General features: G+C 60.5%; 11 protein-coding genes. 4 read left to right on the forward strand and 7 right to left on the reverse strand.

Annotated features, from left to right (window positions below; translation table 11 throughout):
* Nucleotides 1-44 precede the first annotated feature (44 nt).
* On the forward strand, nucleotides 45-1,520 hold the full coding sequence (locus WI754_RS16500; protein WP_349434561.1) for a YcjX family protein: 1,476 nt from the start codon (nucleotides 45-47) through the stop codon (nucleotides 1,518-1,520).
* Nucleotides 1,517-2,593 (forward strand): TIGR01620 family protein, encoded by a 1,077-nt coding sequence (locus WI754_RS16505; protein ID WP_349434562.1) that lies wholly within the window; start codon nucleotides 1,517-1,519, stop codon nucleotides 2,591-2,593. The genes WI754_RS16500 and WI754_RS16505 overlap by 4 nt, the downstream gene beginning before the upstream one ends.
* A gap of 100 nt (nucleotides 2,594-2,693) precedes the next feature.
* Here WI754_RS16505 and WI754_RS16510 read toward each other — a convergent pair whose 3' ends face one another.
* Both WI754_RS16510 and WI754_RS16515 read right to left on the reverse strand, forming a co-directional pair.
* Nucleotides 2,694-3,485 carry a molybdopterin-binding protein gene (locus WI754_RS16510; RefSeq protein ID WP_349434563.1) on the reverse strand — a complete coding sequence of 264 codons (792 nt, stop codon included), beginning with the start codon at nucleotides 3,483-3,485 and terminating at the stop codon, nucleotides 2,694-2,696.
* Nucleotides 3,482-4,345 (reverse strand): cytochrome b/b6 domain-containing protein, encoded by an 864-nt coding sequence (locus WI754_RS16515; RefSeq protein ID WP_349434564.1) that lies wholly within the window; start codon nucleotides 4,343-4,345, stop codon nucleotides 3,482-3,484. The genes WI754_RS16510 and WI754_RS16515 overlap by 4 nt, the downstream gene beginning before the upstream one ends.
* 260 nt (nucleotides 4,346-4,605) lie before the next feature.
* Here WI754_RS16515 and WI754_RS16520 point away from each other — a divergent pair, with 260 nt between their 5' ends.
* Nucleotides 4,606-5,157, forward strand: a complete 552-nt coding sequence (locus tag WI754_RS16520) for a hypothetical protein (RefSeq protein ID WP_349434565.1) — start codon at nucleotides 4,606-4,608, stop codon at nucleotides 5,155-5,157.
* Nucleotides 5,158-5,210: 53 nt separating this feature from the next.
* Here WI754_RS16520 and folK read toward each other — a convergent pair whose 3' ends face one another.
* The 3 genes from folK to folP are packed head-to-tail and all read right to left on the reverse strand — an operon-like array spanning nucleotide 5,211 to nucleotide 6,989.
* Nucleotides 5,211-5,738, reverse strand: a complete 528-nt coding sequence (gene folK / locus WI754_RS16525; protein ID WP_349434566.1) for a 2-amino-4-hydroxy-6-hydroxymethyldihydropteridine diphosphokinase — start codon at nucleotides 5,736-5,738, stop codon at nucleotides 5,211-5,213.
* A gap of 1 nt (nucleotide 5,739) precedes the next feature.
* Entirely contained in the window at nucleotides 5,740-6,108 is a 369-nt protein-coding gene (gene folB, locus WI754_RS16530) for a dihydroneopterin aldolase (RefSeq protein ID WP_112846756.1), read from the reverse strand.
* Complete coding sequence (gene folP, locus WI754_RS16535) at nucleotides 6,105-6,989, reverse strand: dihydropteroate synthase (protein ID WP_349437840.1); 885 nt, start codon at nucleotides 6,987-6,989, stop codon at nucleotides 6,105-6,107. The genes folB and folP overlap by 4 nt, the downstream gene beginning before the upstream one ends.
* Before the next feature lie 203 nt (nucleotides 6,990-7,192).
* Between folP and WI754_RS16540 the strand changes: the two genes are divergently transcribed.
* Nucleotides 7,193-7,822 carry a DUF922 domain-containing protein gene (locus WI754_RS16540; protein ID WP_349434567.1) on the forward strand — a complete coding sequence of 210 codons (630 nt, stop codon included), beginning with the start codon at nucleotides 7,193-7,195 and terminating at the stop codon, nucleotides 7,820-7,822.
* Nucleotides 7,823-8,253: 431 nt separating this feature from the next.
* On the opposite strand, the gene WI754_RS16545 is transcribed toward WI754_RS16540, so the two are convergent.
* Complete coding sequence (locus WI754_RS16545) at nucleotides 8,254-8,574, reverse strand: 2Fe-2S iron-sulfur cluster-binding protein (RefSeq protein ID WP_112846812.1); 321 nt, start codon at nucleotides 8,572-8,574, stop codon at nucleotides 8,254-8,256.
* Between the two features lie 217 nt (nucleotides 8,575-8,791).
* Nucleotides 8,792-9,160 carry an Hpt domain-containing protein gene (locus WI754_RS16550; RefSeq protein WP_349434568.1) on the reverse strand — a complete coding sequence of 123 codons (369 nt, stop codon included), beginning with the start codon at nucleotides 9,158-9,160 and terminating at the stop codon, nucleotides 8,792-8,794.
* Nucleotides 9,161-9,561: the final 401 nt, after the last annotated feature.

Genomic DNA, 9,561 nt, shown 5'->3' on the forward strand with positions numbered 1-9,561 from the left:
ATTGGCCCCGAGGCCAGATACAACGCGTTCCGAGGCCCGAAAATTTGCCATCGCTCCTGACCCGCATTTCCGATGACGCCCGGCTTGCGCTCGATACCTTGACCGATCGCGCATCCGGTTTCGTCAATCCGACGCTGCGGCTCGGGGTGACCGGGCTTTCGCGCGCCGGCAAGACCGTATTCATCTCGTCGCTCGTCCATAATCTCCTGAATGGTGGCCGCCTGCCGGTCTTCGAGGCCGTCCGCTCCGGGCGCGTGTCGAAGATAAGACTTGAGCCGCAACCGGACGACGCGGTGCCGCGCTTCCAGTACGAGGATCACATTGCCGCGCTTGTCCGCGACCGGGTCTGGCCGGATTCGACCCGCGCGATCTCGCAATTACGCATCACACTCGACTACGAAAGCGCCAGCGGCTGGAACCGGATGTTCTCACCGGGCCGGCTATCGATCGACATCGTCGACTATCCCGGCGAATGGCTCCTTGATCTGCCGCTGCTGACGCAGGATTTCCGCTCCTTCAGCAACAAGACGGTCGAGCGGGCAAAAACCGGCATACGTGCCGAGCTCTCCGCGGACTGGCTTTCACTCGCCACATCGCTCGATATCACCATGCCCGCGGTCGAAGCGGACGCACAGCGGCTTGCCGAAGCCTTCACACGCTACCTGAAGGCCTGCAAATCCGACGAACGTTCCCTGTCGACGCTCCCACCGGGCCGCTTCCTGATGCCTGGCGACCTGGAAGGCTCGCCGGCACTGACTTTCTCACCACTCGCCAACCTGCCCGAAGGCCGTGCGCCAAAAGGCTCGCTCTGGGCGATGATGGAGCGGCGCTACGAGGCCTACAAGACCCATGTGGTCAAGCCGTTCTTCCGCGAGCATTTTGCCCGGCTCGACCGGCAGATCGTCCTGATCGATGCGCTGCAGGCGATCAACCGCGGCCCGGAGTCGCTGCTCGACCTCGAAGGCGCGCTCGCCGATGTGCTCGCCAGTTTCCGGCCAGGCACCAATTCCTTCCTGTCGGCCTTCCTGACCAAACGGATCGACAAGGTGCTGATCGCCGCGACCAAGGCCGACCATCTGCATCATGAGAGCCACGACCGCCTGGAGCGCATCGCCGCCCGGCTCGTGCAGCGCGCCATCGATCGCATCGGCATCAGCGGCGCGGGGCTCGAAGTCATGGCCATAGCCTCGGTCCGGGCAACCCGCGAGGCGACGGTCAATCATGACGGTCACGCCCTGCCGGTCATCGTCGGGACCCCGATCGCCGGCGAGGCGATCAACGGCGAAACCTTTGACGGAGAACGGAAAACAGCGATATTTACCGGCGACTTACCGCAGAATCCTGATGCACTTTTTCAGGACCTTGAATCAAGACCGGAGGAGAGCCTGGTCCCTGACCTGAGTTTCGTGCGTTTCCGGCCGCCGCATATCGAGGAAACCGGCGGTGGACTGAAATTGTCGGTGCCGCACATCAGGCTTGACAGGGCGATGCAATTTTTGTTCGGAGACCGGCTGGCATGAGCGATACGCCGAAAACGCCAAAACGAAAGCCCGCCGTTTTTACTGTCGAAGGCGAACCATCGACATCGGCAGCCCGCCGCGATCCGGTGCGCCGCTCACCCGCCAGTTTCGACGAAAACATCGTCATGACACCTGACGCCGAGGATCCGTTCCTGGCGACCAGCGCGCTGCCCGCCCCGCCGGAGGCGGCACCGCGCAAGCGCCGCTTTTCCTTCGGTAAACTTGTATTCGCCGCCTTGGGTATTTTGGTGTCCCTGGCCGTCGGCCTGTGGATCGACAGTCTGGTGCGCGATCTCTTCACCCGTGCCGACTGGCTCGGCTATCTCGCAATCGCTGCCGCCGCCAGCGGCTTGCTCGCGTTCCTCGTGGTCATCGCCCGCGAGCTGGCAGGTATCATGCGGCTGAATGCCATCCAGGCGCTGAAGCAGGAGGCAATCGACGCAAGCCTTGCGCCGACGCCCAAGCCGGCCCGGAAGGTGATGGCCCATCTCGTGCACCTGCTTGCCACCAAACCGCAGACAGCACGCGGGCGTCTGCGCCTCAAGGAAACCGAAACCGACATCATCGACAGCCCGCATCTGCTTGACCTGACCGAGCGCGAATTGCTGACGCCGCTCGATCGGGAGGCGCGGGCGCTCATTCTCAACGCCTCGAAACGAGTCTCGATCGTCACAGCCGTCAGCCCACGAGCGCTCGTTGACCTCGGCTACGTCATCTATGAATCCGCCCGTCTGATCCGGGCGATGGCCGACCTTTACGGTGGGCGCCCAGGTACGTTCGGCCTCTTGCGGCTGATGCGCGACGTGATCGCACATCTCGCCGTCACCGGCTCGATCGCCGTCGGAGACAGTCTGATCCAGCAGGTGCTCGGCCATGGCCTTGCCTCGAAACTGTCGGCCCGGCTCGGCGAAGGCGTCATCAATGGCCTGATGACAGCGCGTATCGGCATCGCCGCGATGGATCTCTGCCGACCGATGCCGTTCCGGGCGCTGAAACGCCCCGGTATCGGCGATTTCATCGGCGATCTGACACCCGGAATGTCGAGGACGAAAGCACCCGAGGGCGACGGCTAGCGCATGTCGCCCAAAAGTGCGCAGCGGTTTTGGGACAACGACATGCATAAGAACAAAGACCTAAAGCGCATCGCATGAATCCGTTTTGGCGCGATGCGCTTTAAATGCCGGCATACCATTCGTAGCCAAGATCTTCCCAAAAGCCGCCCTTGCCGCTGCCGTAGGGCGCGAGCGTCGCGGCGAGTTCGATACCTTTGACGTATTTCGCCATCTTGTAGCCGAGCTGACGCTCGATGCGCAGCCGCAGCGGCGCACCATTGGCCACGCGCAGCGCCTCGTCGTTGCAGCCATAGGCAAGGATAGTCTGCGGATGGCCCGCGTCGATCAGGTCGATCGATTCGTAGTATCGCACGGCGCCGGACAGACCGAGGTTCATGCTGTCGTAACAATGGAAGATCACGAAGCGCGCTTCAGGCTTCACCTTGGCTTCGTCGAGGATCCTGGCGAGCGGCACGCCAGTCCATTTGGCGATACAGCTCCAGCCCTCGACACAGTCGTGCCGGGTGATCTGCGTGCGGGCCGGCATGTTGCGCAGTTCATCAAGGCTAAAGCTCAGCGGCTTTTCGACCAGCCCGCCAACCGTCAGTCGATAGTCGGCAAAAGCCTTTTCCTTGAGTGCCAGATAGTCCGCATCGGTCGGGTCGGTCGAGCCATTTGGCCGCTGTCCTTGGCGCACCTCGGTCGCCGAGAATTCCGGCGCCAGCGCGTCGGCATCGATCAGCATGCGCTGGACGCGATAGGTCAGGCTGTTTGCCGAAGCCAGGACATCCCGCACGGGGCTCTGGCTGGACAGGAAACCGTCGAACGCATCGCAGCCGGAGAGCGGGATGGTCGAGGCGGCCGCCCCGGCAACGGTGAGGAACTTGCGGCGATTGATGATAAACCCGCTCATGCCGTATGCTCCTCTTTCTTTTCGGGGTCGGTGCGATACCAGCCGGTGATGATCGAGCGCATTTCGTTCAGAGGGCCAGCCGCGATAACCATGAAGATATGGATCAGGAAGAACCCCACCAGCAGCGCCATACAAATGAAATGGATGGTCCGCGCCGTCTGCCGCCCGCCGAAAACGTCGAGCAGCCACGGCCAGGCGGCGTTCATGCCAGGCGACATGGTAATGCCCGTCAGTATGATCAGCGGGAAGATGACGAGCAGGACGCCGGCATAGGCGAGCTTCTGCAGGACGTTGTAGCGGCCATCATGATGAAAGCGGAACCGCAAATGATCGGAAAGGCTTTTCGGCAAGCCCCTGATATCCGCGAGGGACGGAAGAATATCGCGCCTGAGATGGCCGCTGATCAGGCTGCTGACGAACCAGACGAGGAAAGCCGCCACGAAGAACCAGGCAAAGAAGAAATGGACGACCCGCCCGGTCGACAGATCCTGGTACGATGGCAGCGTCGCCCAGGCCGGGAAGCCGCGGTAGGACGGGTTGTCCGCCGGTCCGCTCATCCCAAAGACGCCGCTCGTCTTGTAGCTCCGTCCGAAGATCGTGGTGTAACCATCGACCTTGCCGTCGGCGGTCTGCATGGCGCGCATGGACAGGACGCTGTTGTCGAACTCGAAACCGGATTGTTTGCCGATATAAAGTTCCGGATGGGCATTGAAGATCTGCAACCCGCTGAGCAGCAGGAAGAATAAGGCAATCGCCCAGGTCCAATGCGTGACGCGCGTGGCGATCCGGTGCCGGTAGATCACCTTGCCGTCGCCACCATGGTGCGCTAAACGCGATTCGATGTCGTCGATGATGGTCATGGCAAGCCTCCCTTGTATGCGCAACTACGTAACCAATCCCGGTTCGGTTTCAACGCAACTCCGCTCACCAGCGCACACATCGCAGTGAGGCGCGCGTGAAAGCCCAGGATTTCCAATGATTTCAGACGTCGGGCAAGTCCTGATGAAACATTTCGTGAGCATCGCAAGCGGCCTCCCGGAGGGCCGGAGAAACACTCCATTAACCATTTAAGTGCAAATGTAGCCTCACATTCCTGACATTTGACCATCAAGGATCGTTTATGTTTTCGCGCCCTTCTTTGATCGCTCGCGGCGTTGCCGCAGCCTCGCTTGCAGCTCTCACCTGCGCAGCCTCTCCGGCACTCTCGGGCGGCAACGACAAGGCGTTTTTCGAACAGGTTTCCGGCCAGTGGAAGGGCCCGGGCGAGATCGTCGCGGGAAAATACAAGGGCACGAAATTCACCTGCGACCTCACCGGTGAAGCGAGCGAAAGCTCGGCCGGCATCAAGCTCGACGGTTTCTGCCGTGTCGGCGTCTTCAAGCAGCCGATGTCCGCCGTCATCACCCAGTCCGGCAAAAGCTATAGCGGCAAGTTCCTCGATGGTGCCAACGGCAAGGGCCTTGATATCGTCTCCGGCAACGTCGGCAAGGACAAGGTCGTCGTCGGCATCAACCGCAAGAAGCTGAACGGCGCGATGATCGCCCGTCTGCAAGGCGATTCGACCCTGAACATCACCATCTCGGTAAAGGTCGAGGATACGATGGTGCCGGTGATCGGCGTCAGCCTCAACCGTCAGCTCGATGCCATCGCCGTCGGCTCGATCAAGAAATAACGGTGGTTTTCGGAACGTTTTCAGAGAGCCGGCTCGTCCGGCTCTTTTGCGTTTCAAACGGCCGATTGCGGCGCGCGTTGCCGCCACCAATCATTTCGCGGATCGGCCACTTCGATGCCCGTGACATCGGCACTCATGAGCCATTCGGCCACCGATTTGCCGGCAACAATGAGATCCGGGGCGAAATCGGCGAGCGGCTTCAGCACGAACCCACGTTCCGTCATGCGCGGATGCGGTATTTCCAGCGTCTGGGACTGTTGGCTCAGACTGTCATAGGTCAGCACGTCGATGTCGATCGTGCGCGGCCCCCAGCGCTCCAGCCGCTCCCGTTTCATCTGGCGCTCGATCGATAGGCAGGCATCGAGCAGCTCGTCGGGCAAAAGCGAGGTTTCAACCGCGGCGCAGGCATTGAAAAACCAGGCCTGATCCGTCTTGCCCCAGGGCGGTGTCCTGTAGAGTTTCGAGACGTGCGTCACCGCGCAGTCCGGCCGCGTGTCGAGGAGCACGAGAGCCCGGGCCATCGAACTGGCCGGGTCGCCGATATTGCCGCCGAGACCGAGTGTCGCCAGATGGGTCGGCATCTCAGGCAAAATGCTCGACCGTCACTTCGACATAGTCGAGAACACCCGGAACCGGCGCGTTCGGCTTGCGGATCGATATTTTCGCGCGGCGGATCTGCGGAAAGACCGAACAGAGCGTGGTGGCAACCTCGAGCGCCAGCGCCTCGATCAGATAACGCCGGCGGCCGGTGATGATCTTCTCGATCTCGGTGAAGGCAACACCGTAATGCACTGTATCATCGATCGAATCCTCGACAAGCGCCGTTCCCTGCTCGACATCCAGCTCGGCATCGACGAAGAAACGCTGCCCGAGAAATTCCTCTTCGTCGTGGACGCCATGGCGGGCGAAGAAGGCGCAATTCTTGAGGGTGATCGTATAGATCGCTGTCATGGCTGATTTTCCGTCCCGTGTTTCTTCTGCGCCTGTCTTTTTGTCGCCAGCATAGCATCCGCCACGAGAAGCGCATCCCTGTTGATTGCGACATCATGTACCCGGAAAACCGCAGCGCCCGCCATTCTCAGCAATGCGGTCGTGGCCGCCGTGCCGACATCCCGATCCGGCGCTTCGCGCCCCGTGATGGCTCCGATGAAGCGCTTGCGCGACGTTCCTGCCAGAAGCGGCAGTCCGAAACCTCGCAGTTCACAGAAGCGCGTCATCAGTTCGACGTTCTCATCGGTATCCTTGGCGAAACCGAAGCCGGGATCGAGAACGATCCGGTCGTGCTCGACGCCGGCGGCAGCCGCGATTTCCAGAGAGCGCTCGAGAAAATGATATTGATCGCGCACGACATCTGTGAGTTTTTCGCGGTCGCGGCCGGTATGCATGATGCAAAGCCCTGCCCCGGTCGCCGCCGCCACATTCGCTAGATCGGGCTCACGCTGCAGGCCATGCACGTCATTGATGATATGCGCACCTGCTGCAACCGCCAGCCGCGCGGTCTCGGCCCGGTAGGTATCGACGGACAGGGTCGCATCCGTTCGTTGGGCAAGTGCGGCAATGACGGGAAGCACCCGCGCCTGTTCTTCGGCAGCCGTGACCGCGGCGGCACCCGGCCGGGTCGATTCGCCGCCGATATCGAGGATCGCGGCTCCCTGTTCGAGGCAGTGCAGCGCGTGCGACACCGCAGCTTCGACATCGTCGTAGACGCCGCCATCGGAAAAGGAATCCGGCGTCACGTTGATGATCGCCATGAGCAGTCCGGTAGGGCCGAGTGCGAGGCTTCGCCCATGCGCCAGCTTCCATTCGAAGGGATCGAAAGGATCATCCATGATGGTTTCACTCCCTCTTGCCGGCCCGCGGCCTCAGCGGACTTGCTTTGACCACAAATGCAGGCCGAAGATGCCACTTCTTGCAACAAAGGCTCGGATTACATTGTGTTTTCCAATTTGTCCGAGACGCACGTTATTTGCTGTTGCGCTCAGGCTGGCTATGCCCCAAGCTCTAGAGAAGTTCAACTGCCGAGACCTGTAAACCTATGCCGACTGGCCGCATTTCCTTCGCCGCGTTTCTGATTTTGAGCATCGGTGCGAGCCATTCTTCGCTAGCGCTTGCCGACACGGTCATGAACAAAAGCATCACCTACTTCTCGGTCGGCGGCCGCACGGCCGAAGAGCTCGACAAGGCGCTGTCCGCGCGTGGTCCGATGATGAATTCTACCGGCGCGCGCCATCCCGGCGCCACCAAGATCAAGTTCGGCGGTACGATAACCTATGTGAGACACGGCAGTCGCTGCGCCGTCGGCAGCGCCAAGGTCACGCTCAGCACCAAGCTGATCCTGCCGCGGTGGAAAAACCGTGGAACGGCAAACCGGGATCTGGCGCTCGTCTGGGATACGTTGGCAAGCGACATCAAACGCCATGAGGAGCGCCACGCCGAGATTGCCCGCAACCATGCCCGCAAGCTGGAGAAGGATTTCCTCGCATTGAGACCCGAGGCCGACTGCGAGCGCATGCAGGCGCGTGTTGCCCGGTTAAGCGAAACGGCGATCCAGGAACACGATCGAGACCAGGCCCGCTTCGATAGGACGGAGGCGGCCAACTTCGATCGCCGCATGATCCGGTTGCTGCAGTACCGGCTGGATGCGATGACGAAGGCCAAACGCTAAATCGTCTGCAAGATTCCTGCGTCCGCTTCGAGCAACCAAAAAAACGAATCACCCGGCTTGTGCAAAACTTGCGACGTCAACAGCATCTCACTGGTGATTTCTCACCATATAACAGTGCCGAAAGATAAGGTATAGTGTAAGCATCGAGTGAAAAGCAGGAAAATAAACTCTCTTCACTCTCAGTCCGGATCTAGTCACCATGCATCCATGCAGGATGCCTTTTACCGGAAGTATTGTTTCGCGCTTGACTGTTCTGTACCGGATTGATGTTCGACCGGCCCGATCCATTGCGCATGTGGCGTTCTCCTGGCGTATCCGAAAGCAGCAGATGTTCCCTCCCTCGTCTGTATGTGATGCGCCCTCCTAGCCCCGCTCGTCGTTGCGACCAGCGGGGCTTTTTCTTCCTTGCCCTAAAGCGGTCGCAATGAAGGTCAGGCCTGGCGCTCGGGAACATGAACCACGAGCCCGTCCAGGCCGTCGCTCATCTTGATCTGACAGGAGAGCCGCGAGGTCGGCTTCACATCATAGGCGAAATCGAGCATGTCCTCTTCCATCGCCTCCGGCGCACCGACCGTCGCCGACCATTCCTCGTCCACATAGACATGACAGGTCGCACAGGCACAGGCGCCGCCGCACTCGGCTTCGATACCGGGAACCGAATTGCGCACCGCATTTTCCATGACGGTCGAACCATTTTGAACGTCAAAGTCATACTGCGTGCCGTCGAAGGCGATGATGGTCAGTTTGGGCATTTGGTTTTCCGGATGCTTGGCGTTGTATCGGTATACCGCAGGAACAATCACGCCGCCCCTATACCAGAGGCGGCGGCGGGATGCGGCAAATTCGTCCGATTTCTTCCAACAATTCCCATCGCCAGTCAACACGAAGCGATTTTCGAGCCCGGCGTTCACCCGCGAGGCTTCATCACCGCAAGGCGTCCTGCAGGCCAGGCGACTTTCGGGTTCGCCCTCAGCGGCAGAGCTTCAGGATGAACAGTTCGGCCTCGATCACCGCAGCGCTCAACGCTGCAAGATGGTCGGCCTGCTCGGGCCCGACCTCAACGGCGCCGGCTGCCTCGGCAACACCGAAAGCACCGACGGCAAGAGCGGCACCTTTGAGGCGATGCGCAGTCGAGACCGCCACGTCAGCATTGGCGGACGACAATTCCTTCATCAGCTGCCGCGCCTGGCGCGCGAACATCTGCAGCACTTCGATTTCCAGGAGCTTGTCGCCCATCGTCTGCGTTGCCAGGTGAACCAGATCGATCGGCCTCGACTTCGAGGGACATGCCCCGCCGAAATTGTCGGGTGCTTCGAACGCGATCTTGAGTGCCGCCATGTGCCAATATCCTTATTCTGTTTTTTTCTGACGCAACCGGCCCGTCACCGGTCACATTCTGTTTTTTAGTTCTGCCCGTCCATGACGCCGGACGGTCTCCGGTTTGTCTGGAAGTGCTTGACCAGTCAGGCTATTATGAGGCTCGAAGATGGTGCGGGCGTTACCCTCCCGATGCCCAGTCCGGCCGTCATTTCGCTCGTCTCAGGAGCCCATTAGGCCGGATCGGCGCTGCTATCTGATTAAAACGCGGCGCAATGAGGGCAGCTTTCGCTCGGCATGGTTAACGGCCATTAAACCGCCTGATTACAAGGGTTTCTGCGGGGAAAAGGTCCACTTTTCATTAAGAACTTGTTAGGATTTTAACGAATGCCGGGGGCGCTTAATTGTAAGAAACCGGTGAA

The organism is Pararhizobium sp. A13, from assembly GCF_040126305.1.
GTDB lineage: Bacteria > Pseudomonadota > Alphaproteobacteria > Rhizobiales > Rhizobiaceae > Pararhizobium.

What these genes read in the sequence shown, in the direction of transcription:
- folK (WP_349434566.1), bottom strand. Translation starts at nt 5,738, where the DNA reads ATGCCGACCCATCTGGCGACACTCGGTCTCGGCGGCAATATCGGCGAC.
- WI754_RS16515 (WP_349434564.1), bottom strand. Translation starts at nt 4,345, where the DNA reads ATGACCATCATCGACGACATCGAATCGCGTTTAGCGCACCATGGTGGC.
- WI754_RS16540 (WP_349434567.1), top strand. Translation starts at nt 7,193, where the DNA reads ATGCCGACTGGCCGCATTTCCTTCGCCGCGTTTCTGATTTTGAGCATC.
- WI754_RS16510 (WP_349434563.1), bottom strand. Translation starts at nt 3,485, where the DNA reads ATGAGCGGGTTTATCATCAATCGCCGCAAGTTCCTCACCGTTGCCGGG.
- WI754_RS16505 (WP_349434562.1), top strand. Translation starts at nt 1,517, where the DNA reads ATGAGCGATACGCCGAAAACGCCAAAACGAAAGCCCGCCGTTTTTACT.
- WI754_RS16550 (WP_349434568.1), bottom strand. Translation starts at nt 9,160, where the DNA reads ATGGCGGCACTCAAGATCGCGTTCGAAGCACCCGACAATTTCGGCGGG.
- WI754_RS16545 (WP_112846812.1), bottom strand. Translation starts at nt 8,574, where the DNA reads ATGCCCAAACTGACCATCATCGCCTTCGACGGCACGCAGTATGACTTT.
- folB (WP_112846756.1), bottom strand. Translation starts at nt 6,108, where the DNA reads ATGACAGCGATCTATACGATCACCCTCAAGAATTGCGCCTTCTTCGCC.
- WI754_RS16520 (WP_349434565.1), top strand. Translation starts at nt 4,606, where the DNA reads ATGTTTTCGCGCCCTTCTTTGATCGCTCGCGGCGTTGCCGCAGCCTCG.